The organism is Streptomyces sp. NPDC051320, from assembly GCF_040682175.1.
Classification (GTDB): domain Bacteria; phylum Actinomycetota; class Actinomycetes; order Streptomycetales; family Streptomycetaceae; genus Streptomyces.
This window is the reverse complement of record NZ_JBFBAL010000002.1, coordinates 220895-245440: the sequence shown is the minus strand read 5'-3', so window position 1 is coordinate 245440 and position 24546 is coordinate 220895. Positions and strand designations below refer to the sequence as shown.

Below are 24546 nucleotides of genomic sequence, written 5' to 3'. Positions count from 1 at the left end.
CGTGAGGGCTGATGGCTCAGGGGGCGGGTTGCCCGGACACTCCCTCGGTCCGTCGCCCGAGCACCTCGCGTACGCCCGCGACCACCAGCACCACCGCGGTCGCACCGAGCGACCAGAGCAGCTGCGGACGCGCCGTGTCGTCGGTCAGCATCAGGACGAGGACGGCCGCGAGCCCGGCCAGGGTGGCCCAGGTCAGCCAGGGGAACGCCCACATCCGCAGCTGCAGCAGCTCCGGCGTGTCCCGTTCGATCTTCCGGCGCAGCCGCAGTTGCGAGGCCGCGATGAGCGCCCAGACGAACAGCAGCACCGCGCCGACCGCATTGAGCATGTAGAGGAAGACGGTGTCCGGCCACTCGAGATTGAGCAGTACGGAGATGAACCCGAAGAGGACGGACGCGAGCACCGCCCGGCGCGGCACACCGCGGGTGACCTCGAGCAGTCCGCGCGGCGCCTCCCGCCGTTCCGCCAGCGAGAAGATCATCCGGGACGATCCGTACAGATTGGCGTTCAGCGCGGACAGCATCGCCACGAAGACGACGATGTTCATGATGGTCCCCGCCGACGGCACGCCGATCGCGTCAAGCACGGTGACATAGGGCGAAAGCCCCGCCTGCTGCGCCGTCCAGGGCAGCACGGTCACGATGACCAGCATCGACCCGACATAGAAGAAGAGGATGCGGAACATCGCGCTGCGCACCGCGCGCCCGACGGCGCGCGCCGGGTCGTCGGTCTCGGCGGCCGCGATCGTCACCACCTCGAGGCCACCGAAGGCGAAGACTACCGTCAGCACACCGGATATGACGCCGTGCCAGCCGCTCGGCAGGAAACCGCCGTCACCGGTGAGGTGGGAGAGACCGACGGGATCGGTGTCCGGGAGCACGCCGAAGACCGCGAGCAGCCCGAGCACCAGGAAGAGGACGATCGCGCCGACCTTCAACGTGGCGAACCAGAACTCGAATTCACCGAAGTTCCGCACCGCCGCCAGGTTGGCGACGGTGAAGACCACCATGAAGACCAGCACCCAGGTCCACTGCGCGATACCGGGCACCCAGCCATGGGCGATCCCCGCCGCGGCCGTCGCCTCCACCGCCAGCACGACCACCAGCAGGAACCAGTACAGCCAGCCCACGGTGAACCCGGCCCACCGCCCGAGCGCCCGCTCGGCGTGCACCGAGAACGAACCGGACGCGGGCAGCGCCGACGACATCTCACCGAGCATCCGCATCACCAGCATCGCGAGCGCGCCCGCGATCAGATACGAGACGACGATGCCGGGGCCGGCGACCGCGATCCCGGCGCCCGAGCCGACGAAGAGTCCGGCGCCGATCACCCCGCCCAGCCCCAGCATGGTCAAGTGGCGTTGCTTCAGCCCGTGGGAGAGGGGCTCTGCGGGGAGTCCTGCGGGGGGTGAATCGGACATGGTGCTCGACGCTCGCGATGCTTGTGACGTTTGGGGGAAGCCCACAGTCTGTCCGGGCGGATATCAGATGCGCAATGCTGACCGTGAGCCCCGTACCTCCAGTGACGAGCATCACGCCGCCAGGTGGTTGAACCCCTGCCTTTGTATGAAACCAACCAAGCCGTCAACCCCCGCTTTGTGGGCCGCTGATGGTGATCCGGCACCGTCCGCCGGGCTAACGTCACTCTGTTCCACCTGCCCTCGCCCGCCCTGCCCTCACCCGCGGAGTCCAGATGAGCACTGCTGCCGTCACCACCCGACCCGGAACGGTCCTCGCCGATCTGCTGCCGGCCACCCGTACCCGGGACATCGCGCTGGTGCTCGGCGGCGCCGCGCTCACCGGCGTCGCCGCGCAGCTGGCGGTGCCGATCCCCGGCTCGCCCGTTCCGGTCACCGGTCAGACCTTCGCCGCGCTGCTGGTGGGCACCTCGCTCGGCGCCCGCCGCGGTTTCCTCTCCCTCGCGCTGTACGCGGTGCTGGGTGTCGCCGGGATGCCGTGGTTCGCCGACGGCGCTTCCGGCGCCGGTAGCGTCTCCTTCGGCTACGTGCTGGGCATGGTGCTCGCCTCCGCCGTGGTCGGCGGCCTGGCCCGCCGGGGCGGCGACCGGTCGGTGCTGCGCACCGCGGGCACGATGGTGCTGGGTTCCGCGATCATCTACGCGATCGGCGTGCCGTACCTGGCGCTGGCCACCGGGATGTCGGCGACCGCGGCCATCGCCGCGGGGCTCACCCCGTTCCTGATCGGCGACGCGGTCAAGGCGGCGCTGGCCATGGGCGCGCTGCCGAGCGCCTGGAAGCTGGCAGGGCGCCGCGGCTGACCGAGGGCCGGCCGGGTACGGACCCATCCCGGGGCCGCGCACGCGAGGGGCCCGCATCCGGTTGTCACCGGGTGCGGGCCCCTTCGTACGTCGCCGAGCCGGAGCCGGCGGTCAGGGACCCGTCTCGACGGCGTCGGTCCCGGACGCAGCCGCCGCCGCCGGAGCGGTCACCGCCCGCCCTGTCGCTGTCCTGCCGCGCTGCCGTACCAGCGCGACCACCAGCACCAGTACCGCTACCAGGACCGAAAGCAGCATCTGCTTGCGCCCGTCGGCGTCGTACAGCATGTATCCGACGACGAAGAGGATCAGCGTGATCGTCGCCCAGGTCAGATACGGATACAGCCACATCCGCACGGTCAGCCGTTCGGGCGCCTCCCGCTCGATCTTCCGGCGCATCCGCAACTGCGAGAAGCAGATCACCAGCCAGACGAAGAGCGCGACCGCGCCCGAGGAGTTCAGCAGGAACTGGAAGACCGTGTCCTTGGCGATGTAGTTGAAGAAGACCGCCACGAAACCGAAGGCGACCGACGCCCAGATCGCGACGGCCGGCACACCGCCCTTGTTGACCGTGGCGAAGGCTTTCGGCGCGTCGCCGCGCTGCCCCAGCGAGAAGGCCATCCGGGACGCCGTGTAGAGACCGGAGTTGAGGCAGGAGAGCACCGCCGTCAGCACTACGATGTCCATGATCGTGCCGGCGCCGGGGATGTCGAGCGAGTCGAGCACCGCGACATAGGGGCTGGCCGCCACGGACTTGGAGTTCCACGGCAGTAGCGCCACGATCACGAAGATCGAGCCGATGTAGAAGAGCGCGATACGCCAGATGACGCTGTTGACGGCCTTGCGCACCGCCTGCACCGGATCGGGGGACTCGGCCGCGGCCAGCGTGACGATCTCGGAGCCCATGAAGGAGAAGACGACCAGCAGCATCCCGGAGAGGATCGCGCCGGGACCGTTCGGCAGGAATCCACCGTGCCCGGTCAGATTCGACATCCCGGAAGGATGGCCGCCCGGCGGCAGTCCGAAGACGGCGAGCAGGCCGATCACGATGAAGACGATGATCGAGACGACCTTGATCCCGGCGAACCAGAATTCGAACTCGCCGAACGACCCGACCGATACCAGATTGGTCCCGGTCAGCACGAGCATCACCAGCAGCGCCCACGCCCACTGGGGTATCGCGGACACCCAGTTCGTCAGGATGCCGGCGGCAGCCGTCGCCTCGACGGCCAGCACCACCGCCCAGAAGAACCAGTACAGCCAGCCGATGGTGAATCCCGCCCAGCGGCCGAGCGACCGGTCCGCGTAGGTGGAGAAGGAACCGGAGACCGGATCGGCCGCCGCCATCTCGCCCAGCATCCGCATCACCAGCACGACCAGCAGCCCGGTCAGCGCATAGGAGAGCAGGATGCCCGGCCCGGCGGCCGAGATGCCCGCCCCCGAACCGACGAAGAGACCGGCGCCGATCACCCCGCCGATCGCGATCATGGACAGATGCCGGTTCTTCAGGCCCGCGTGGAGACCATCGGGGGAGTCACCGGTCGGGGGACGGTCAGCGACCTGCGGGGGAGGGGTGTCGCTCATACGATCTGTCCTTAGTGTCCATGACGGGGCGGAATGTCCCTAACGGGGCGCCCGGTAAGCGCCCCGGTCAGGCGTCCTTCCTACCCCTCGTGCCACACTCGATGCATGCGCGTGTACCTCGGCTCCGATCATGCCGGTTTCGAACTCAAGAACCACCTCGTCGAGTGGCTCACGGCCCAGGGCCACGACCCTGTGGACTGCGGCCCTCACCTCTACGACGCGGTGGACGACTACCCGCCGTTCTGCCTCCGGGCTGCCGTGCGGACGGCCGCGGACCCGGAGAGCCTCGGCATCGTGATCGGCGGCTCCGGCAACGGGGAACAGATCGCCGCGAACAAGGTCAAGGGCGTCCGCGCGGTGCTGGCCTGGAGCGAGCAGACCGCCGCGCTCGGCCGCGAGCACAACAACGCCAACGTCATCTCGGTCGGCGGCCGGATGCACACCCGGGACGAGGCGGTGAAGTTCATCGAGACCTTCCTCGCCACCCCCTACTCCGGCGCGGAGCGCCACCAGCGCCGGATCGACATGCTCTCCGCGTACGAGGAGACCGGCGTCCTGCCGCCCGTTCCGGCCCACCACCCGCAGCCCGAGGCCTGATGCCCGAGGGGCACACGATCCACCGACTGGCCGCCGACCACTTCGAGAGGTTCGGCGGCCGGCCTGTGCGCGCGTCCAGTCCGCAGGGGAAGTTCTCCGACAGCGCCGCCCTCATCGACCGCCAGGTGATGGAGACCACGGAGGCACACGGCAAGCATCTCTTCCTGGGCTTCGGGGCCGGCGGCTGGGTCCATGTCCACTTGGGCCTCTTCGGCAAGCTGGGCTTCGGGACGACCCCCGCGCCGCCGCCCACCGACACCGTCCGACTGCGTCTGCTGGGCGACGAGGCCTACGCCGATCTGCGCGGGCCCACCACGTGTGCGCTGATCACCGACGGCGAGAAGCAGGCGATACACGACCGCCTCGGCCCGGACCCGCTGCGCCCCGACGACGTACCGGACAAGGCCTGGGCGCGGGTCTCCCGCTCCCGTACCACCGTGGCCGCCCTGCTCATGGACCAGAAGGTCATCGCGGGCGTCGGCAACGTCTACCGCGCCGAGGTCCTCTTCCGGCACGGCATCGACCCGTACCGTGAGGGCCGGAGCCTGACCCGCGCCGAGTGGGACGGCATCTGGGCGGACCTCGTCAACCTGATGCGTGACGGCGTACGGAACAACCGCATCGACACCGTGCGTCCCGAGCACACCCCCGAAGCCATGGGCCGCGCACCGCGGGTCGACGACCACGGCGGCGAGGTGTACGTCTACCGGCGCGCCGCCCTGCCCTGTCATCTCTGCGGTACCGAGATCCGCACCGCACCACTCGCCGCCCGCAACCTCTTCTGGTGCCCGGACTGCCAGCAGGACCGGGCCCGGCGCTAGAACCCGTGGGGCAGCCACGGCGCGACATCGGAGCCGAAGGCGAGCGACGCCTCGGCCACCGCGCCCTGCCGGAGCTCCCGCACCAGACCCGCGGCCGCCAGCCCGGACAACGGCGTGCCGCCGAGGTAGGCCGCCGCCAACTCCTTGACAGACAGGGCCAGATCAGCGGGCTCGTCGACCCGACCGCAGGACGCGCCTTTCGCGTCTCCGGTCAGCCGCCACGTTCCGGTGTTCCAGGGACAGAAGTCGTCCACCACGTCGAACACGACGTCCACCGGCGCCTGGTAGGTGCGGGCTTCGAGTGCCGCGCCGACATCGACCAGGCGCACATGCAGCACATCGCGCACCTGGAGACCGCACCTGCGGATGTCCGACACCAGGTACTGCCACGGGTCGTCGAGCGGCCGGTTGCGCACCCGGACGGTCGAGGTCAGATCCACCCCGAACAGGAAACGCCACAGCGCAGCGTGGGCCGCCGGATCCAGCGCGTCGACGTGTTTCACCACGACGGCACCCCGGGGGCCCGCCGCATCCCACGCCGGCTTGATGTGAAAACGGGTGTATCCGACGATGTCGCCGTCCCGCTCGGCGACGACGCACTGCAAGGGCGATCCGCCCTCACGCTCGGACGGCGGATCGAGGAGCGCCAGACGCTCCCAGCCCGGGGTACGGACGATCATGCCGGGCCGGGAACCGGATGTACGGGCATAGAGCGCCTCGCACTGCTCCGCCACGTCCTGCGGTGCGGCGAACCGCAGTCGCACGTCGTCCGTCCCGGCCGGAATCGTCAACGTCACCCGCGAGGTGTCGATCTCGGCCGAAAGCTGTCGGGTCGCGCCGCCGTATCCGAAGCGGCCGTAAATGGCCGGTTCCGATGCGGTCAGTATCGCCAGTGGCTCGCCCAGCGCCCGTACGTCGTCGAGCTGCCGCCGCATCATCGAGGTCAGAATGCCCCGGCGCCGGTGCGTCGCGGCGACGCTGACCATGGTGACCCCGGCCGCCGGTACCCGTGCCCCGCCGGGAACCGTCACGTGGAAGCTGAACGCCCCCGTCGTGCCCACGCAGAGGTCCCCGTCCCAGGCGCCGATGCACCGGTCGTTCTCGGTGAGGGTGTCCCAGAGTTCACGCTCCTCGGGAGACTCCGGGGTGCCGCCGAAGGCGAGCAGCAATCCCGAATACCAGGTGTCACGATCGGCCGGACGCAATACTTTCAACTCTGTACGCATGGGCCATGCCTACCAGCGGGGGTCCACGCCGGGCGAGTCGATTTCGAACAAGATGTCAGAGGGGTCCCCTGCACGGGATCCGGGCGGGTGGATAAGGTCCGAACAATGGCCCGTGGCTCCGCAACAGAAGCGTTCACGGCCCGGATGCGGAAGTCGGCGCACCGGGCCCGTATCGGCCTGCGCAGATCCGGCGTCGACTACTTCCGCGGAGACGGCTCGGACTGGATCGCCCTGGTGGGTCTGCTGCTGACCGTACCGGCGCTGGCCTGCGCCACCATGCTGATTCCGGTCTGGTGCGCACCGTCGACGCTGGTCCTGCCGATCGTGGCCGGCGGCTTGCTGCTGCGCCCGGCGAGCCTCCTGGGGCTCTACGCGGCAGCTGCGGCGGCCCTGATCATCGAGTCCGTCAAGCTCGGGCCCTACACACAGGGCCCCGCACGGGTCACGCCGGGAACGGTCCTCGTGGTGGCCGCCTGCGGACTCTTCGGCCTGCTCATAGCCCAGTTCCGCAGCCGGGTCGGAGTTCCGTGGCGGCGCGGCGGGACCATGCTCTTCGACCTCCGTGAGCGGATCCGCGTCCAGAGCAAACTCCCCGGGCTGCCGCAGGGCTGGCACCGCGAAATGGCGCTGCGCCCCGCAGGCGGCCAGTCCTTCTCCGGCGACTTCGTGGTCGCCGCCCGTACCAACGGTGGCCGCACCCTGGAGGTCGTCCTCACGGATGTGTCCGGCAAGGGCATGGACGCGGGCTCCCGCGCCCTGCTCCTCTCCGGTGCCTTCGGCGGCCTCCTCGGCTCGCTACCGCCGCCCAGCTTCCTGCCCGCGGCCAACGGGTACCTGCTCCGCCAGGACTGGGACGAAGGCTTCGCCACCTCCATCCACCTGGTCCTCGACCTGGACACCGGCGACTACGAGCTTCTCTCGGCCGGCCACCTCCCCGCTCTCCAGCTCCATGCGGGCAGCGGCCGCTGGGTGGAGAAGTCCGGCGAGGGGCCCCTCCTGGGCGTCTACGACGGCGCCCAGTTCGACCCCGCCAAGGGTTCGCTGGCACCCGGCGACGTCCTGATGCTTTTCACCGACGGCCTGGTGGAGGCACCGGACCGCGACATCAGCGAGGGCATCGACCGGTTGACCGGGGAAGCGGACCGGTATGTGTCCTCGACGTTCGAGGGAGCCGCCTGGCACCTGATCGAAGCGGTCGCGAAGGACGTCAACGACGACAGGGCGCTCCTGCTGATCTGCCGTGACGCGGACGCCGGACCGATGCTCTAGGGGGCACGCCCCGTCCCCGACCGGCCTCGCCTCGACCGACCCCGACCGACCCCGACACCGACCGGCCCGGCGGACCGGGCCGGCACCCGTCGCTACGCCGGCACCCGCTCCCGCTGCCGCGCCCCTTCCACCGCGTCGGACCGGAACGCCCAGGCCATCTCGGGCTCCGTGGCGAACCGCATCACCCGCCGTACCGGCTTCGTGCAGAACAGCGTCACCGCGGCCGCCATGAACAGCGTCGAGAACACCTCGCCGAGCGGGCTCTTCAGCCAGCTGTAGTCGTCGATCCAGCCGGCGTACTCAATGGTCTTGATCAGCAGACCGTGCAGCAGGTAGCCGCAGAGCGTGCCCGCACCCAGGGTCGTGAACCAGGTCCTGCCGCGCGGCACCAGAGCCAGGAAGCACGCGGTCAGCACGAGCGAGCAGGCGGTGAGGCCGAGCGCCATGACGACCCCCGTCCACCAGTCCATGCCCAACTGCTGGGCACTGGTACCGCGGTAGAACCAGCTGAGGGTCATCCGGGGCGCCGCCCAGTATGCGAACACCAGACTGGCCACCATGACCGCGACGGCGATCGGCCGTGCGCCACGCCGCTGCACCAGCCGGAAGTGCTCGGGCTTCAGCCGCAGGCCCAGTACGAAGAACGGCAGGAACTGCAGGACCCGCTGGAGATCGAGGTCGTCACCGATGTTCGGCGTGATCGACGCCAGCACCGCGATGACCACCGAGATGGTCAGCGGATAGCGCAGATTGCGCCAGATCGGTGTCGTCATCCGCCAGATGAACAGCGCGGCCAGGAACCAGGTCAGGTAGTACGGATCGAGCAGGCTGATCTCGTGACCGGGGTCGTTGTTGCCCCACTTCTCGTAGAGCGAGTAGGCCGTCTCGAAGATGACGTACGGGACAACCACTCCGGTGACCAGCCGGCGCAAACGATCGGGCCGCATGTCGAAAGTACGGGAGAAATAACCCGAGATAATGATAAATGCGGGCATGTGGAACGAGTAGACGACCATGTACAGCGCCCTGGTGGTACGACTGCCGTCCATCAGTGGTTCCCACGCGTGCGCCGTGGCCACCAGCACGATCGCGAGGAATTTCGCGTTGTCGAAGAGCGCGTCCCGTTGCTTCTTCGCGCCCGGGGCGGCCGTCGGTACGTGCGCCGCGTCCGGTCTGGGGGGAGCCTGTGCCGTCGGGGGATCCGGGAGTTCCGTCTCCCGCTCCAGGGGGAGCGCGGCCCGCTGATATCCGTGTGGAGCGTGAACCATTCGAGGCACCCTAGCGTTGCTCGAGGGATTTCGTAAAACCCTCTCCGACCTGTGTGATATTCGCAGTACGTATACCCCGGTCGGCTGCATCCAACGGGCCCGCCTTATGTCCATATATGTTCATTCGTGACCGGTATAAATAGGGCATAACCGAGAACGCCAGCCGCCGTTCCCGGGCCTCTCTGCCCTTATCGCAATGGACTGTGAGCAAAATGTGTGAGCCCTGAAACGATCAATCCATATTCGCGTTCGCAAGTGATGGGGCGGACGGTCCGGGCCGGGCTCGCCGGTGCGTAGGGCGCACCCGTACGCCCGGAGCGAGCGGCGGACGCGCGTAGTGCGCCGGATGGCGCGATCCGATCGGCGGCGATTCGCCACGAGGCAACCAGCAGGGGGGTGTTGATGGCACGATGGTCATGCGGAAGAGTGCTGGAGCGTCGCCGCTCCCGGCCGGCAAGGCGGACCGACCAAGGGTGTGATCAGTTGTGGCCATTTCACTGTCTGTGGTGGTGCTGTTGGCGATCGTCCTTGTGGTGTTGATCCGGGGCGGATCCATCAAGGCGGGCCCGGCCATCGTCGCCGTACTCTTCGGCTTCTTCCTGGCATCGACGGGTATGGCGCCGTCGATCAACAGGTTCCTCAACTCGATAGCCGACACCATCAACCAGATCAACTTCTAGGCCGACGTCCTCCGGACCTCCGTCGCTCGGCTGCCGGCCCGGAGGACGCCCGCCCCAGAACGCCAACGGCCCGGCACGGTGAGACTCACCGTGCCGGGCCGTTGTTCTGTGGAGCGGGCGACGGGAATCGAACCCGCGTAGCTAGTTTGGAAGACTAGGGCTCTACCATTGAGCTACGCCCGCAAGCGGTGCGCCACAGGTCGGGACCGACCGCGGCACGAGATGCATCGTAGCGGGTCGGACCCGGTCGGCGCACACCGTCCCACAGCGCAGAAAGCGCGCGCGACGTTGCGTCCGGGCATGTACCCTACGTGTCGCACCAACGGGGTGTGGCGCAGCTTGGTAGCGCGTCCGCTTTGGGAGCGGAAGGTCGTCGGTTCGAATCCGGCCACCCCGACCACCGGCACGACCCGATCAGACCAGCAGTAGAGCCGTTCATCGGCAGGACCCGCTCGCATTGTGGGTCTCCTCCCGCTTGCCGTTACTATGCAAGCTGTGTGCCCGCGTGTCTCTCAACCGGGCAGAGATTCTGAAGTCAGCCCCCAAGGAGACCGAACCGTGAAGAGCGCCGTGGAGACCCTGAACCCGACTCGGGTTCGGCTCAGCATCGAGGTGCCCTTCGAGGAGCTCAAGGACAGCCTCGACGCGGCGTACAAGAAGATCAACGAGCAGGTCACGGTGAAGGGCTTCCGCAAGGGCAAGATCCCGAACCGCGTCATCGACCAGCGCTTCGGCCGTGGTGCCGTCCTGGAGGAGGCCGTCAACGACGCCCTCCCGAAGTTCTACACCGAGGCCGTCAACGAGGGTGAGCTGAATGTCCTCGGCCAGCCCGAGGTCGACATCACCGAGCTCAAGGACGGCGAGCTGCTCGCCTTCACCGCCGAGGTCGACGTCCGGCCCGAGATCGCGATCCCGGACTACTCCGGCATCGAGGTCGAGGTCGACGCCGTCGAGGTCAGCGACGAGGACGTCGACAAGGCCGTCGAGGAGCTGCGTGGGCGCTTCGCGTCCACCAACCCCGTCGAGCGCGCCGCCGCCGACGGCGATGTCGTGACGATCGACCTGGAGGCCAAGGTCGACGGCGAGGTCCTGGAGGACGGCGTGGCCGAGGGTGTCTCGTACACCATCGGCTCCGGTGAGCTGCTCGACGGCATCGACGAGGCCGTGACCGGCCTGGAGGCCGGTGGCGAGGCCACCTTCACCTCCGAGCTGAAGGGCGGCTCCGCCGAGGGCAAGGCCGCCGAGGTCTCCGTCAAGGTCACCGCGGTCGCCGCTCGCGAGCTCCCCGACCTGGACGACGACTTCGCGCAGCTGGCCAGCGAGTTCGACACGCTGGACGAGCTCAGGGCCGACAGTCGCAAGCGCCTCGAGAGCAACAAGCAGTACGAGCAGGCCACCCAGGCCCAGGAGCGTGTCCTCGACAAGCTGCTGGAGCTGGCGGAGGTCCCGATCCCCGAGAAGCTCCTCGAGGACGAGATCAACACCCGCAAGCACAACCTGGAGCACCACCAGCTCGGCCAGATGGGACTCGACCTCGCCAAGTACCTGGAGATCCAGGGCAAGAGCGAGGAGGAGTTCACCGCCGAGACCAAGGAGCAGGCCGAGAAGGGCATCAAGACCCAGTTCATTCTCGACGAGCTGGTCAACAAGGAGAAGCTGAACGTCAACCAGGAGGAGCTCACCGAGCACCTCATGCGGCGTGCGCAGTCCTCCGGCATGAGCCCCGACCAGTTCGCCCAGGCGGTCGTCGAGGGCGGCCAGGTTCCGATGCTCGTCGGCGAGGTCGCCCGCGGCAAGGCCCTCGCGGTCGTCGTGGAGAGCGCCACGGTCAAGGACACCAAGGGCGAGATCGTCGACCTCACCGACGACGAGGACGAGACCGACGAGGCTGCCGGGTCCGCGGACGCCGGCTCCGAGCCCGAGTCCGCCGACGCGGCCGAGGGCGACGAGAAGACCGAGGCCTGAGCCTCTTCTTCCCGTACCGGTGACGCGATCCCGGCGCGTCGCCGGATCGCCGGGTGACCGGGTGTGATCGCGAGCGAAGGGTCCGGACGTCCTGTGCGTCCGGACCCTTCGTCGTCCGCGTGACGCGTCCGTGTGAAGTACGCGTGAACAGGTGGCTACCTTGCGCTCCGAGCGAACAGTTCCGGAACCGGGATGGCGTTGTCCTACCTGCGCGTTAGGGTCCATGAAGAGGAGGGCAGGGGAGTACCCGACCCCAGCACTCCTTCAGTACGAAGACGCTGAGACGGCCGCAGCCGTCAGAGACGAGCAGGTGGATACGTGACGAATCTGATGCCTTCCGCCGCCGGCGAGCCCAACATTGGTGGCGGCCTCGGCGACCAGGTCTACAACCGACTGCTCGGCGAGCGGATCATCTTCCTCGGCCAGCAGGTCGACGATGACATCGCCAACAAGATCACCGCACAGCTGCTTCTCCTTGCCGCCGACCCGGACAAGGACATCTACCTCTACATCAACAGCCCCGGCGGCTCGGTGACGGCAGGCATGGCGGTCTACGACACCATGCAGTACATCCCGAACGACGTGGTCACCATCGGTATGGGCCTCGCGGCCTCGATGGGCCAGTTCCTGCTGACCGGTGGCAGCGCCGGCAAGCGCTTCGCGCTTCCCAACACCGACATCCTGATGCACCAGGGCTCGGCGGGCCTCGGCGGCACCGCCTCGGACATCAAGATCCAGGCCGAGCAGCTGCTGCGTACCAAGAAGCGCATGGCGGAGATCACTGCCCGGCACTCCGGTCAGACCGTCGAGACGATCATCCGAGACGGTGACCGCGACCGCTGGTACACGGCGGAGGAGGCCAAGGAGTACGGCCTCATCGACGAAATCATCTCCTCCGCCTCGCGCGTTCCGGGCGGCGGCGGCACCGGAGCCTGAAGCTCCACGGCCCCGCCCACGAGCCCGACCGACCACCGAACGCCACCAGGATGGTGAACACCCACATGAACGACCACTTCGCTTCCGCCGGCGGCCTGTACACCGGCCCGCAGGTCGACAACCGCTACATCGTCCCGCGCTTCGTCGAGCGCACCTCGCAGGGCGTGCGCGAGTACGACCCGTACGCCAAGCTCTTCGAGGAGCGGGTGATCTTCCTCGGGGTGCAGATCGACGACGCCTCCGCCAACGACGTCATGGCGCAACTGCTCTGCCTCGAGTCGATCGACCCGGACCGGGACATCTCGATCTACATCAACAGCCCCGGCGGCTCGTTCACGGCCCTCACGGCCATCTACGACACGATGCAGTTCGTGAAGCCGGACATCCAGACGGTCTGCATGGGCCAGGCGGCATCCGCCGCCGCCGTCCTGCTGGCGGCCGGCACCCCGGGCAAGCGCATGGCCCTGCCGAACGCCCGCGTGCTGATCCACCAGCCGTCCTCGCAGACCGGCCGTGAGCAGCTCTCCGACCTGGAGATCGCCGCCAACGAAATCCTGCGCATGCGCAACCAGTTGGAAGAACTGCTGGCGAAGCACTCCACCACGCCGATCGAGAAGATCCGCGACGACATCGAGCGCGACAAGATCCTCACAGCCGAGGACTCGCTCGCATACGGCCTGGTCGACCAGATCGTTTCGACCCGCAAGGGGTCCGTGGGGATGATGACAACCTGACGGGCGTTTGATTTGCCTGCCGTCCCCTGGCACGGTTCACGTCACAGTGAACCGTGCCAAGGGGGGCCCGAACGGGGGGCCCGGCAAGGTACCGTCGAATATGAGGCACCAGGAGACGCTGAACGTGGCGACTCCCAGGCGAAGGGGAAGCACCTCGTGGCACGCATCGGTGATGGCGGCGACCTGCTCAAGTGCTCGTTCTGCGGCAAGAGCCAGAAGCAGGTGAAGAAGCTCATCGCAGGCCCCGGGGTGTACATCTGCGACGAGTGCATTGACCTCTGCAACGAGATCATCGAGGAGGAGCTCGCAGAGACCTCCGAGGTGCGATGGGAGGAACTCCCCAAGCCACGCGAGATCTACGAGTTCCTCGAGGGGTACGTCGTCGGCCAGGAGCCCGCGAAGAAGGCTCTCTCGGTAGCGGTCTACAACCACTACAAGCGCGTCCAGGCCGGTGAGAACGGCGGCGGTGCCAACCGCGAGGACGCGATCGAGCTGGCGAAGTCGAACATCCTGCTGCTCGGCCCCACCGGCTCCGGCAAGACCCTGCTCGCCCAGACGCTGGCCCGGATGCTCAACGTTCCGTTCGCCATCGCGGACGCGACGGCACTGACGGAGGCCGGCTATGTCGGCGAGGACGTCGAGAACATCCTGCTGAAGCTGATTCAGGCCGCTGACTACGACGTCAAGAAGGCCGAGACCGGCATCATCTACATCGACGAGATCGACAAGGTCGCCCGCAAGAGCGAGAACCCGTCGATCACCCGCGATGTCTCCGGCGAAGGCGTTCAGCAGGCGCTGCTCAAGATCCTGGAAGGCACCACCGCCTCGGTGCCGCCGCAGGGCGGCCGCAAGCACCCGCACCAGGAGTTCATCCAGATCGACACCACGAACGTGCTGTTCATCGTGGGCGGCGCCTTCTCCGGCCTGGAGCGGATCATCGAGTCCCGGGCGGGCGCGAAGGGCATCGGCTTCGGCGCGACCATCCGCTCCAAGCGCGAGATCGAGGCGAGCGACCAGTTCCAGGAGGTCATGCCGGAGGACCTGGTGAAGTTCGGGATGATCCCGGAGTTCATCGGCCGCCTCCCGGTCCTGACCTCGGTCCACAACCTGGACCGCGAGGCGCTGCTGCAGATCCTGGTCGAGCCGCGCAACGCGCTGGTGAAGCAGTACCAGCGCCTCTTCGAACTCGACGGCGTGGAGCTGGAGTTCGACCGCCCGGCGCTGGAAGCCATCGCCGACCAGGCGATCCTGCGCGGCACCGGCGCGCGCGGCCTGCGCGCCATCATGGAAGAGGTCCTGCAGTCGGTGATGTACGAGGTGCCGTCCCGCCAGGACGTCGGCCGCGTCGTCATCACAGCGGACGTCGTCCGGAACAACGTGAACCCGACCCTCGTCCCGCGCGAGCCGCGGATCGTCGGCAACGACGGCCGGCACGAGAAGTCCGCGTAGCGGTTGGAGTACGAACGCATAGGGGCGCCCGGTCGGTTCACCGACCGGGCGCCCCTATGCCGTTGCGGCCCCGCCCGTTACTTGACCGGGACGCGGACCTCCTTGCGGAGGTCGGCGGTCACCTTGGCCGAGTCGTCCAGGTTGAGGCCGCCCCCAGCGCCCTGCGAGGGAATACCGACGCCGAGGGTGCTGTAGTCCGCCCACATACAGATGTACTCGGTGTTCGTCTTCTTCGTCGCGACGTTCTCCCCCTGCGCCTGCTGGCACTTCATCACGGCGCCGTCGAGGCTGTCGGGGGTGACCGCTTTCGGGTCCCCGATCCACTTCAGTTTGCTGTCGTTCTTCTTCAGGCCGGCGAACCCCTGGTCCACGGCGGCCGCCGGGTCCTTCACCTTGCCGTACAGGCCCAGGAAGGTGACGGTCCGGGCCCCGGCGATCTCCAGAGGGTTCACCTTGGACGGGTCACTCATGTCGATCGTCGAGTAAAGGGCGCCGACCGACTTGGCGTTGGTGATGCCGCTGCCGGCCAGATCCTTCTCGTCGCTGGCCGACGCGTCCTCCGGGGGTTGGTTCTCCCCCGACCGCTTGTAGTCGCCGAGCACCTTCGCCGGCGTGATCAGCTTGTGCGGCCCGTCGTCGGCCACCGAGCTGTTGCCACCGCCCTTCGTCAGCAGATAGACCCCGCCGCCGATCACCGCTACCGCCACCACGGCCGCGACCACGATCAGGCCGGTCTTCTTCTTCGGTGCCTGCGGCGGAGGCGGCACCTGACCGTAAGGGGGCTGCTGACCGTAGGGCCCCGGCTGCTGTGGCGGCTGCTGGTCGTACGGGCCCGGCTGCCCCGGCTGCTGCTGCGGGTAGCCGTAGCCCGGCTGCTGGGGCGGCACACCCTGCGGGGCCTGCTGCGGGTATCCGTAACCGGGCTGCGGCTGCCCGCCGGGCTGTCCGTACGGTCCCGGCTGCTGCGGCGGCTGCTGGCCGTACGGTCCGGGCTGCGGCGGCTGCTGGCCGTAGGGCCCCGGCTGCTGCGGAGGTTGCTGGCCGTACGGGCCCGGCTGGTTGTAGCTCATGGACTGGGTTCCCCCTCTGAATACTTACGTCTCGTGAACATCCTGACGGACGCGGTCACAGCGAAGTGCGACGGGGCACACAGTGGCACCAAACATTCTCGTTTCAGTACGGGACCGTGACGCCCTTAAACTGAGCCGGTGACCGAGAACTCATCGCAGCAGACTCCAGCGCCCCTGCCCTCTCAGGAATTGCCGACCCAGTACGCGCCGGCCGAGGTAGAGGGGAAGCTGTACGAGCGCTGGGTAGAGCGCGGTTACTTCGAGGCCGACGCGAAGAGCGAGAAGCCCCCGTACACCATCGTCATCCCGCCGCCGAACGTCACCGGTTCGCTCCACCTCGGGCACGCCTTCCAGCACACGCTGATGGACGCGCTCACCCGCCGCAAGCGCATGCAGGGCTTCGAGGCCCTGTGGCTGCCCGGCATGGACCACGCCGGGATCGCCACCCAGAACAAGGTCGAGCAGCAGCTCGCCGAGGAGGGCAAGTCGCGCCAGGACCTGGGGCGCGCCGAGTTCACCGAGCGGGTCTGGCAGTGGAAGGAGGAGTACGGCGGCAAGATCCTCGGCCAGATGCGCCGCCTCGGGGACGGGGTGGACTGGTCGCGCGAGCGGTTCACCATGGACGAGGGTCTGTCCCGGGCCGTTCAGACGATCTTCAAGAAGCTGTACGACGACGAGCTGATCTACCGCGCCGAGCGCATCATCAACTGGTGCCCGCGCTGCCTGACCGCGATCTCCGACATCGAGGTCGACTACCAGGACGACGACGGCGAGCTGGTCTCGCTGAAGTACGGCGAGGGCGAGCAGACGGTGGTCGTCGCGACGACCCGGGTCGAGACGATGCTCGGTGACACCGCCGTCGCCGTCCACCCCGACGACGCGCGGTACGCGCACCTCATCGGCAAGCGGATCAAGCTGCCGCTGACCGACCGGACCGTCCCGGTCGTGGCGGACGCCCATGTCGACCCGGAGTTCGGCACCGGAGCCGTCAAGGTGACGCCCGCCCATGACCCGAACGACTTCGCCATCGGGCAGCGGCACGGCCTGGAATCCATGACGATCATGGATGAGCGCGGTGTCATCACCGTGCCGGGCCCCTTCCAGGGCCTGGATCGTTTCGAGGCGCGTTCCACGATCGTCGAGGCCCTGCGCGAGCAGGGCCGGATCGTCGCCGAGAAGCGTCCGTACACGCACTCCGTCGGGCACTGCTCGCGCTGCAAGACGACCGTCGAGCCCCGGCTCTCCCTGCAGTGGTGGGTCAAGGTCGAGACGCTCGCCAAGGACGCGGGCGACGCGGTCCGGGACGGCCGCGTCAAGATCCACCCGAAGGAGATGGAGAAGCGGTACTTCGACTGGGTCGACAACCTCAACGACTGGTGCATCTCACGGCAGTTGTGGTGGGGCCACCGGATCCCCGTCTGGTACGGCCCGCAGGGCGAGGTCGTCTGCCTCGGACCCGGCGAGGAGGCCCCCACCGGCGAGGGCTGGCGGCAGGACGAGGATGTCCTCGACACCTGGTTCTCCTCCGGCCTGTGGCCGTTCTCCACGCTCGGCTGGCCGGAGCGGACCCCGGACCTGGAGAAGTTCTATCCGACCGACGTGCTGCTCACCGGGCACGACATCATCTTCTTCTGGGTGGCCAGGATGATGATGTTCGGTCTGTACGCGATGGACGGCGTCGCGCCGTTCCACACCATCGCGCTGACCGGTCTGGTCCGCGACGAGAACGGCAAGAAGATGTCCAAGTCGTTCGGGAACGTCGTCGACCCGTTGGACTGGATGGACGCCTACGGCTCCGACGCCGTCCGCTTCACCGTGGCCAACGGCGCCAACCCCGGCGCCGACGTGCCGATCGGCGAGGACTGGGTCAAGGCGTCCAGGAACTTCGCCAACAAGATCTGGAACGCCACCCGCTTCGCACTGATGAACGGCGCGAACGTAGAGGGCGAACTGCCGTCAGCGGAGCGGCTGTCGGCCAACGACCGCTGGATCCTGTCCCGGCTGAACGCGGTGGTCGCCGAGGCCGACACGTACTACGACGACTACCAGTTCGGGAAGCTCGCCGACACGCTCTACCACTTCGCGTGGGACGAGGTCTTCGACTGGTACGTCGAGTTGTCGAAGACCACGTTCTTCGCGGGCGGCGAGCCGGCGCAGGTGTCGGCCCGGGTCCTCGGCGAGGTGCTCGACGTGATGCTGCGGCTGCTGCACCCGATCGTGCCGTTCGTGACCGAGACCCTGTGGACCACCCTCACCGGCAAGGAGTCGGTCGTCATCGCCGACTGGCCCCGGGACTCCGGCTTCCGTGACCGCGCGGCCGAGCAGGAGATCGCGCTGGTTCAGCAGGTCGTCACCGAGGTCCGCCGGTTCCGTTCCGACCAGGGCCTGCAGCCCGGCCAGAAGGTTCCGGCCGAGCTGGACCTGTCCGGCACGGCGCTGGCACCGCACGAGGCGGCCATTCGTCAGGTGCTGCGGCTGCAGCCGGCCGGTGAGGGCTTCCACGCCACCGCGTCGCTGCCGGTCGCCGGTGCGAAGGTCGCCCTGGACCTGTCCGGCACGATCGACGTCGAAGCTGAGCGCAAGCGTCTGACCAAGGACCTCGGCGCGGCCGAGAAGGAGAAGACGCAGGCGCTCGGGAAGCTCGGCAACGAGGCGTTCCTCGGCAAGGCCCCCGACCACGTGGTCGACAAGATCCGCACCCGGCTCGCCAAGGCCGAGGCGGACATCGAGCGGATCGAGGAGCAGCTGCGCGGCCTGCCGGCCGCGTAGGGCGGGTCGCGAGAGAAGCGCCGGCCGGGCTCACCCGGCCGGCGCTGCGCCCGGTACCGGAGCGTTCCCACGGCACCAGGGGCGGCCGTGGACCCACGGCGAGGGGGCGGGGCGCAAGTCCTCGCGCCGTATCTCCGTAGACTGGTCCTGTGAGCGAGCCCGACCCTTTCGACGAGATCGTCGACGCAGAGACCAAAAGCGACCCCGACCTGGCGGTGATCGAGGCCGGTAGCCGTACCCTGCGTACCCAGTCCGGCCCGCCGCCGGGCGACGGCATCCCGGCCCGTCCCGCCGATCCGGAGGTGGAAAAGGCGCTGCGGGCGGTGGAGCAGGAGCTGCTCGGCCGCTGGCCGGAGACCAAGCTCGACCCTTCACTGGTCCGGATGGAGGCGCTGCTCGACCTGCTGGGCGATCCGCAGCGGGCGTACCCCTCGATCCACATCACCGGGACCAACGGCAAGACGTCGACGGCCCGGATGATCGAAGCACTGCTGGGCGCGTTCGAGCTGCGCACCGGGCGGTACACCTCGCCGCACGTGCAGTCGATCACCGAGCGGATCAGCCTCAACGGCGCCCCGATCGAGGCCGAGCGGTTCATCGAGACGTATCAGGACATCAAGCCGTACATCGACATGACCGACGCACAGCAGGAGCACCGGCTGTCCTTCTTCGAGGTGCTCACCGGCATGGCGTACGCGGCCTTCGCCGATGCGCCGGTCGATGTGGCGGTCGTCGAGGTCGGGATGGGTGGCAGCTGGGACGCCACCAACGTCATGGAGGCCCCGGTCGCCGTGATCACCCCGATCGCGCTGGACCACACCGACCGCCTCGGCGACACGCCCGGCGAGATCGCCGTCGAGAAGTCCGGGATCATCAAGCAGGGCGCCACGGTCATCCTGGCGCAGCAGCCGGTCGATGCCGCGCAGGTGATGCTGAAGAAGGCCGTCGAGAAGGATGCCACCGTGGCCCGTGAGGGCATGGAGTTCGGCGTCGGCAGCCGCGAGATCGCGGTCGGCGGGCAGCTGCTGACGCTGCGCGGGCTCGGCGGTGAGTACGAGGAGATCTTCCTGCCGCTGTACGGCGCCCACCAGGCGCACAACGCCGCGGTGGCGCTCGCCGCGGTCGAGGCGTTCTTCGGCGTCGGCGCGCAGCAGGCGGGCCTGCTCGACGTCGACCTGGTGCGCAAGGCGTTCGCCTCGGTGCTCTCGCCGGGCCGTATGGAGGTCGTGCGGAGCTCGCCGACCGTCGTCCTGGACGCCGCGCACAACCCGGCGGGCGCGCAGGCCGCGGCCGCTGCCATCACGGAGGCCTTCGGCTTCTCGCGGCTGATCGGTGTGGTCGGGACGAGCGGCGACAAGGACGTACGAGGGCTGCTCGAAGCCTTCGAGCCGATCTTCGCCGAGGTCGTGGTCACCCAGAACTCCACCCACCGGGCGATGAGCGCCGACGATCTGGCCGCGCTGGCGGTGGAGGTCTTCGGCGACGACCGGGTGGTCGTCGAGCCGCGTCTCGACGACGCGCTGGAGACGGCGATCACGCTGGCCGAGGAGGAGGACGAATACGCAGGAGCAGGTGTTCTGATCACCGGCTCCGTGATCACCGTCGGCGAGGCCCGGCTGCTTCTGGGGAGGGGCTGACCCATGCGGACGCTCTGCGCTTCCACCCTGATCGGGGAGTTCTTCGTGATCGGCTTCGCCGGTCTGGTCGCCATGAAGGGCGACATCTCCGGCACCACCGTCTGGACGGTCTGCGGTATCGCGATGCTGCTCTCGGTACTGCTCTGCGGGATGCTCGGCCGGCCGGGTGCGATCCAGATCGGCTGGGCCCTGCAGATAGCGCTGGTGCTCAGCGGCTTCGTGGTCCCCACGATGTTCTTCCTCGGCGCGGTCTTCGCAGGTCTGTGGTGGGCCTCGATCCACTACGGCCGCAAGATCGACGAGGCGAAGGCCCGCTGGGCCGCTCAGGAGGAGCAGGCATCCGCAGGGCCTGACGCTGCGTAACGGTCGGCGGATGCGGCCCTGTAACCTCGGGGGACGCACCCCGCGAACGAAGGAGTCCGCCCCGTGAGCCAGCGCACGCTCGTCCTGCTCAAGCCCGATACCGTACGCCGCGGCCTGATCGGTGAGGTCATCAGCCGTATCGAGCGCAAGGCGAACTGGACCATCTCCGCGCTGGAGCTGCGCACCCTCGACCAGGAAACGCTCGAGCAGCACTACGGGGAACACCAGGGCAAACCGTTCTACCAGCCGCTGGTGGAGTTCATGGCTTCCGGCCCGATCGTGGCGCTGATCGTCGAAGGCGATCGGGTGATCGAGGGCGTCCGTACGCTGGCCGGACCGACCGACCCGATTGCAGCAGCGCCCGGCTCCATTCGTGGTGATTTCGGGACCATCGTCCGGGAGAACCTCATCCACGCCTCGGACTCCGAGGAGTCCGCAGAGCGAGAATTGAAACTTTTCTTTCCGGCCGTATCCTGACGTCCTGTCAGCCGCATAGCGTCTGTGGCCTCGGGCGACCGAACTAATTCGGTCGCCCTTCGGCATATGCCCGGCGATTCCGGGAACGCATCGCTCCAACATGACGTCACCATGACTGAGGCGGGTGTATCTACCGCCCACATGGCGGAGACCCTCGCGCGATGTTCGTGCAGGCGGCACTACGATGAAGCCTTCACACCCACAGCGCTCACTTCGCCTACCCATTGCCCACCAGCTCCACTTGGGAAAGGCCCGACGCATCCTCATGGGGAACAAGGGGAACTCAATGTCGTTCATCGGCCGTGACATGGCTATTGACCTCGGGACTGCCAACACGCTGGTGTACGTCAGAGGTCGCGGGATCGTCCTCAACGAGCCGTCGGTCGTCGCCATCAACACCAACACCGGCGGGATTCTCGCCGTCGGCGCCGAGGCCAAGAAGATGATCGGCCGTACGCCGGGCAACATCGTCGCCGTACGGCCACTGAAGGACGGCGTGATCGCCGACTTCGAGATCACCGAGCGCATGCTCAGGTACTTCATCCTGAAGATCCACAAGCGCCGCTACCTGGCCCGTCCGCGGGTCGTCGTCTGTGTGCCGTCGGGCATCACGGGCGTCGAGCGCCGCGCCGTCATCGAGGCGTCCACGCAGGCCGGCGCCCGCCAGGTCCACATCATCGAGGAACCGATGGCCGCGGCCATCGGTTCGGGACTGCCGGTTCACGAGGCCACCGGCAACATGGTCGTGGACATCGGCGGCGGCACCACCGAGGTCGCCGTGATCTCGCTGGGAGGAATCGTCACCGCGCAGTCGATCCGCGTCGCGGGCGACGAGCTGGACAACGCGATCATCCAGCACATCAAGAAGGAGTACTCCCTCCTGCTCGGTGAACGGACCGCGGAACAGATCAAGATCACGATCGGCTCGGCGTTCGACCTGGAGAAGGACGAGCACACCGAGATCCGCGGCCGCGATCTGGTCTCGGGCCTGCCGAAGACCGTGGTCATCTCGGCGGCCGAGGTCCGCAAGGCCATCGAGGAACCGGTCAACGCGATCGTCGACGCGGTCAAGACGACGCTCGACAAGTGCCCGCCGGAGCTCTCCGGCGATGTCATGGACCGGGGCATCGTCCTCACCGGTGGCGGCGCGCTGCTCCGCGGCTTGGACGAGCGGCTGCGCCACGAGACCGGAATGCCGATCCATATCGCTGAGGACCCGCTGGACTCGGTCGCGCTCGGCTCCGGCAAGTGCGTGGAGGAGTTCGAGGCGCTCCAGCAGGTCCTGGACGCCCAGCCACGGCGATAGCCGGACACCGGGCGGAACACGCCGTTCCGCCGTCACCGGGTGCGTCCGCCCGGTACGGCGGAACGTTGATATACACAAGCGCATAGGAATTTTCGACGAGGAAGGCACGGCCTCCGCACGTGAGGGACACACGAGAGAGCCGGCTGCTCCTGGTGCTGCTGATCGTCATCGCGTTCGCGCTGATCACGGTGGACATCCGGGGCGGTGAGGCGTCACCGGTGGACGGCGCCCGTGAAGCCGCCGCCACCGTCCTCGGACCGGTCGAGAACGGCGTCGCGAACGTCGTGAACCCGGTGGGCAACGCGATCGGCGCAGTACGGGACTCCGGCGACCGCCACGATCGCATCGCCGCGCTGGAGCGGGACAACGCCGCTCTGAAGCAGCGGCTCGGCAGCACCGACCGCAACCGCAGCCGGGTCCGCCAGCTCGACGCCATGCTCAAGACCGCGGCCACCGGCCAGTACGGCATCAAGGGCGCCGAGGTCATCGCGGTCGGAGCGGCTCAGGGCTTCTCCTGGACGATCACGATCGACGCCGGATCCGCCGACGGCATAATGCGCGACATGACGGTGCTCAACGGGTCGGGACTCGTCGGCCGGGTCACCACCGTCGGACCGCACACGGCGACCGTCCTGCTCGCCAACGACCCCGACTTCACCGTCGGCACCCGCATGGAGAACACCGACGAGATCGGCTTCGCCACCGGACGCGGCGACCGTCCGCTCGCCGTCCAGCTCCTCAACGGCAAGGCCAAGGTGAAGAACGGCGACCGTCTGGTCACGTTCGGCTCCAGCCACGACAAGCCCTTCGTACCGGGCGTCCCGGTCGGCCAGGTCGTCAAGGTCGATCCCTCGCGCGGTGACCTGACCCGGACCGTCTACGTCCGTCCGTTCGTCTCGTTCACCAAGCTGGACCTGGTCGGCGTCGTGGTCGAACCGCCGCGTGAGGACCCGCGCGACACGGTGCTGCCCGCCAAACCCGCGAAGCCGAAGCCGACTCCCACGGTCACGGTCACCGTCACCCCGTCGGCGAACGCCGGCGCCGGCACTGATGCCAACGCCGATGCCGGTGCCAACACCGATGCCGGTGCCAACACCGATGCCGGTGCCAACGCCGGTGCCGGTACCGACGCCGGTACGGACGCCGGCAGTGACCCCAACGCCGACACCCCCCAGTAGTAGGAGCTGATCCGCATGCGTCTCAACCGGATGCTGCTTTCGGCCACGCTGGTGGTCGTCGCCCTGGTCGTCCAGGTGAGCGTGCTCGCCCGACTCCAACTCCCCGGCGCCGTACCGGACCTGCTGCTGCTCACAGTGGTCGCCCTCGCGCTCGTCTACGGCCATCTGGCCGGCGCGTTCATCGGCTTCGGCGCGGGACTGCTCGCCGACCTGGCACCGCCCGCCGACCACGCCGCCGGACGGTACGCGCTGGTGCTCTGTGTCGTCGGCTACGCCGTCGGGCTCGCCCGACCGGAGAACGGCCGCATCAGGTCCGTCGTCGGACCGATGATCGTGGTGGTGGCTGCGGCGATCGGCTCCACCCTGCTGTACGCCGGGGTCGGTTCGCTGGTCGGCGACACCGCCGCTCGCCATGTGGGCCTCGCCGGTCTGCTGTTCAGCGCGGCCGTGTACGACCTGCTGCTCGCGCCGTTCACCGTTCCGTTCATCATGGCGCTGGCCAGACGCACCGACAACGATCCGCTCGCCGATGCCCAGGGCGGCGGTGGCGCGGGCGATGTCGCGACCGGCTGGCTGGCCACCGGCACCGGACTGCAGATCGGGAACCAGCGTGGCGGTCTGCGTTTGCGGGCGGCACGGTCGCGGGCGAACAAGGCAGGACGCATCAAGGGGGTCAAACGACTGTGACGCGACGTCATCCTGGGGACGGTCCCCGGCGGCATCTGCCGGGGGCCGACGCCGGTACCCCCAGCCGGGCCGCCATGCGCCGGAGCGCACAGGGCCGGACAACCCCGAGCCGGAGCACGCAGTGAGGCTGTATCTCCCGGGGGCCGACCCCCGTACCCCCAGCCGGACAACCCCGAGCCGGAGCACGCAGTGAGGCTGTATCTCCCGGGGGCCGACCCCCGTACCCCCAGCCGGACAACCCCGAGCCGGAGCACGC

The 24546-nt window shown here is 68.4% G+C and carries 21 protein-coding genes and 2 tRNA genes; 17 read left to right on the top strand and 6 right to left on the bottom strand.

Annotated elements, in window-relative coordinates:
* Positions 1-16: 16 nt before the first annotated feature.
* Entirely contained in the window at positions 17-1420 is a 1404-nt protein-coding gene (locus AB0M87_RS05235; RefSeq protein ID WP_365850275.1) for an amino acid permease, read from the bottom strand.
* Between the two features lie 272 nt (positions 1421-1692).
* Here AB0M87_RS05235 and AB0M87_RS05230 point away from each other — a divergent pair, with 272 nt between their 5' ends.
* Entirely contained in the window at positions 1693-2277 is a 585-nt protein-coding gene (locus tag AB0M87_RS05230) for a biotin transporter BioY (RefSeq protein WP_365850274.1), read from the top strand.
* 111 nt (positions 2278-2388) lie between these two features.
* Here AB0M87_RS05230 and AB0M87_RS05225 read toward each other — a convergent pair whose 3' ends face one another.
* Entirely contained in the window at positions 2389-3858 is a 1470-nt protein-coding gene (locus tag AB0M87_RS05225; RefSeq protein ID WP_365850273.1) for an amino acid permease, read from the bottom strand.
* A gap of 105 nt (positions 3859-3963) precedes the next feature.
* On the opposite strand from AB0M87_RS05225, the gene AB0M87_RS05220 reads away from it, so the two are divergent.
* Positions 3964-4455, top strand: coding sequence for a ribose-5-phosphate isomerase (locus AB0M87_RS05220; RefSeq protein WP_365850272.1), 492 nt, complete (start codon positions 3964-3966; stop codon positions 4453-4455).
* Positions 4455-5276 (top strand): DNA-formamidopyrimidine glycosylase family protein, encoded by an 822-nt coding sequence (locus tag AB0M87_RS05215; protein WP_365850271.1) that lies wholly within the window; start codon positions 4455-4457, stop codon positions 5274-5276. The genes AB0M87_RS05220 and AB0M87_RS05215 overlap by 1 nt, the downstream gene beginning before the upstream one ends.
* On the opposite strand, the gene AB0M87_RS05210 is transcribed toward AB0M87_RS05215, so the two are convergent.
* The gene (locus AB0M87_RS05210) at positions 5273-6502 is read right to left on the bottom strand and encodes a GNAT family N-acetyltransferase (protein ID WP_365850270.1); all 1230 of its coding nucleotides are present in this window, start codon (positions 6500-6502) and stop codon (positions 5273-5275) included. The two genes, AB0M87_RS05215 and AB0M87_RS05210, sit on opposite strands and share 4 nt — an antisense overlap.
* A 105-nt stretch (positions 6503-6607) precedes the next feature.
* Between AB0M87_RS05210 and AB0M87_RS05205 the strand changes: the two genes are divergently transcribed.
* The gene (locus tag AB0M87_RS05205) at positions 6608-7771 is read left to right on the top strand and encodes a PP2C family protein-serine/threonine phosphatase (protein WP_365850269.1); all 1164 of its coding nucleotides are present in this window, start codon (positions 6608-6610) and stop codon (positions 7769-7771) included.
* A 92-nt stretch (positions 7772-7863) separates the two neighbouring features.
* On the opposite strand, the gene AB0M87_RS05200 is transcribed toward AB0M87_RS05205, so the two are convergent.
* Positions 7864-9039 (bottom strand): acyltransferase family protein, encoded by a 1176-nt coding sequence (locus AB0M87_RS05200; protein WP_365850268.1) that lies wholly within the window; start codon positions 9037-9039, stop codon positions 7864-7866.
* Between the two features lie 485 nt (positions 9040-9524).
* On the opposite strand from AB0M87_RS05200, the gene AB0M87_RS05195 reads away from it, so the two are divergent.
* Positions 9525-9719 carry a hypothetical protein gene (locus AB0M87_RS05195; protein ID WP_365850267.1) on the top strand — a complete coding sequence of 65 codons (195 nt, stop codon included), beginning with the start codon at positions 9525-9527 and terminating at the stop codon, positions 9717-9719.
* A 109-nt stretch (positions 9720-9828) separates the two neighbouring features.
* Here the strand turns inward: AB0M87_RS05195 and AB0M87_RS05190 are convergent.
* A tRNA-Gly gene (locus AB0M87_RS05190) sits at positions 9829-9902 on the bottom strand.
* Between the two features lie 140 nt (positions 9903-10042).
* Here AB0M87_RS05190 and AB0M87_RS05185 point away from each other — a divergent pair.
* The 5 genes from AB0M87_RS05185 to clpX all read left to right on the top strand — a co-directional run bounded on the left by AB0M87_RS05185 (position 10043) and on the right by clpX (position 14803).
* Positions 10043-10119, top strand: a tRNA-Pro gene (locus AB0M87_RS05185).
* Between the two features lie 158 nt (positions 10120-10277).
* Entirely contained in the window at positions 10278-11684 is a 1407-nt protein-coding gene (tig, locus tag AB0M87_RS05180) for a trigger factor (RefSeq protein WP_365850265.1), read from the top strand.
* A 330-nt stretch (positions 11685-12014) separates the two neighbouring features.
* Positions 12015-12620 (top strand): ATP-dependent Clp protease proteolytic subunit, encoded by a 606-nt coding sequence (locus tag AB0M87_RS05175; RefSeq protein WP_365850950.1) that lies wholly within the window; start codon positions 12015-12017, stop codon positions 12618-12620.
* A gap of 50 nt (positions 12621-12670) precedes the next feature.
* Positions 12671-13354: an ATP-dependent Clp protease proteolytic subunit gene (locus AB0M87_RS05170; protein ID WP_365850263.1), complete on the top strand. Its 684-nt coding sequence runs from the start codon at positions 12671-12673 to the stop codon at positions 13352-13354.
* A gap of 156 nt (positions 13355-13510) precedes the next feature.
* Entirely contained in the window at positions 13511-14803 is a 1293-nt protein-coding gene (gene clpX, locus AB0M87_RS05165; protein ID WP_365850262.1) for an ATP-dependent Clp protease ATP-binding subunit ClpX, read from the top strand.
* Positions 14804-14880: 77 nt separating this feature from the next.
* Here clpX and AB0M87_RS05160 read toward each other — a convergent pair whose 3' ends face one another.
* On the bottom strand, positions 14881-15873 hold the full coding sequence (locus tag AB0M87_RS05160) for a hypothetical protein (protein ID WP_365850261.1): 993 nt from the start codon (positions 15871-15873) through the stop codon (positions 14881-14883).
* 138 nt (positions 15874-16011) lie between these two features.
* On the opposite strand from AB0M87_RS05160, the gene AB0M87_RS05155 reads away from it, so the two are divergent.
* The 7 genes from AB0M87_RS05155 to mreD all read left to right on the top strand — a co-directional run bounded on the left by AB0M87_RS05155 (position 16012) and on the right by mreD (position 24290).
* Entirely contained in the window at positions 16012-18642 is a 2631-nt protein-coding gene (locus tag AB0M87_RS05155) for a valine--tRNA ligase (RefSeq protein ID WP_365850260.1), read from the top strand.
* Positions 18643-18791: 149 nt separating this feature from the next.
* Positions 18792-20279, top strand: coding sequence for a folylpolyglutamate synthase/dihydrofolate synthase family protein (locus AB0M87_RS05150; RefSeq protein ID WP_365850259.1), 1488 nt, complete (start codon positions 18792-18794; stop codon positions 20277-20279).
* 3 nt (positions 20280-20282) lie between these two features.
* Complete coding sequence (locus AB0M87_RS05145; protein ID WP_365850258.1) at positions 20283-20642, top strand: DUF4233 domain-containing protein; 360 nt, start codon at positions 20283-20285, stop codon at positions 20640-20642.
* Between the two features lie 63 nt (positions 20643-20705).
* A complete protein-coding gene (ndk, locus tag AB0M87_RS05140; protein ID WP_365850257.1) occupies positions 20706-21119 on the top strand; it encodes a nucleoside-diphosphate kinase in 414 nt (137 codons plus the stop codon).
* A 286-nt stretch (positions 21120-21405) separates the two neighbouring features.
* Complete coding sequence (locus tag AB0M87_RS05135) at positions 21406-22425, top strand: rod shape-determining protein (RefSeq protein ID WP_164261203.1); 1020 nt, start codon at positions 21406-21408, stop codon at positions 22423-22425.
* Positions 22426-22544: 119 nt separating this feature from the next.
* Entirely contained in the window at positions 22545-23603 is a 1059-nt protein-coding gene (gene mreC, locus AB0M87_RS05130) for a rod shape-determining protein MreC (protein WP_365850256.1), read from the top strand.
* Between the two features lie 15 nt (positions 23604-23618).
* Complete coding sequence (mreD, locus tag AB0M87_RS05125) at positions 23619-24290, top strand: rod shape-determining protein MreD (RefSeq protein WP_365850254.1); 672 nt, start codon at positions 23619-23621, stop codon at positions 24288-24290.
* Positions 24291-24546 lie beyond the last annotated feature (256 nt).

What these genes read in the sequence shown, in the direction of transcription:
- AB0M87_RS05235 (WP_365850275.1), bottom strand. Translation starts at nt 1,420, where the DNA reads ATGTCCGATTCACCCCCCGCAGGACTCCCCGCAGAGCCCCTCTCCCAC.
- AB0M87_RS05230 (WP_365850274.1), top strand. Translation starts at nt 1,693, where the DNA reads ATGAGCACTGCTGCCGTCACCACCCGACCCGGAACGGTCCTCGCCGAT.
- AB0M87_RS05225 (WP_365850273.1), bottom strand. Translation starts at nt 3,858, where the DNA reads ATGAGCGACACCCCTCCCCCGCAGGTCGCTGACCGTCCCCCGACCGGT.
- AB0M87_RS05220 (WP_365850272.1), top strand. Translation starts at nt 3,964, where the DNA reads ATGCGCGTGTACCTCGGCTCCGATCATGCCGGTTTCGAACTCAAGAAC.
- AB0M87_RS05215 (WP_365850271.1), top strand. Translation starts at nt 4,455, where the DNA reads ATGCCCGAGGGGCACACGATCCACCGACTGGCCGCCGACCACTTCGAG.
- AB0M87_RS05210 (WP_365850270.1), bottom strand. Translation starts at nt 6,502, where the DNA reads ATGCGTACAGAGTTGAAAGTATTGCGTCCGGCCGATCGTGACACCTGG.
- AB0M87_RS05205 (WP_365850269.1), top strand. Translation starts at nt 6,608, where the DNA reads ATGGCCCGTGGCTCCGCAACAGAAGCGTTCACGGCCCGGATGCGGAAG.
- AB0M87_RS05200 (WP_365850268.1), bottom strand. Translation starts at nt 9,039, where the DNA reads ATGGTTCACGCTCCACACGGATATCAGCGGGCCGCGCTCCCCCTGGAG.
- AB0M87_RS05175 (WP_365850950.1), top strand. Translation starts at nt 12,015, where the DNA reads ATGCCTTCCGCCGCCGGCGAGCCCAACATTGGTGGCGGCCTCGGCGAC.
- AB0M87_RS05170 (WP_365850263.1), top strand. Translation starts at nt 12,671, where the DNA reads ATGGTGAACACCCACATGAACGACCACTTCGCTTCCGCCGGCGGCCTG.
- AB0M87_RS05160 (WP_365850261.1), bottom strand. Translation starts at nt 15,873, where the DNA reads ATGAGCTACAACCAGCCGGGCCCGTACGGCCAGCAACCTCCGCAGCAG.
- AB0M87_RS05145 (WP_365850258.1), top strand. Translation starts at nt 20,283, where the DNA reads ATGCGGACGCTCTGCGCTTCCACCCTGATCGGGGAGTTCTTCGTGATC.
- AB0M87_RS05135 (WP_164261203.1), top strand. Translation starts at nt 21,406, where the DNA reads ATGTCGTTCATCGGCCGTGACATGGCTATTGACCTCGGGACTGCCAAC.
- mreD (WP_365850254.1), top strand. Translation starts at nt 23,619, where the DNA reads ATGCGTCTCAACCGGATGCTGCTTTCGGCCACGCTGGTGGTCGTCGCC.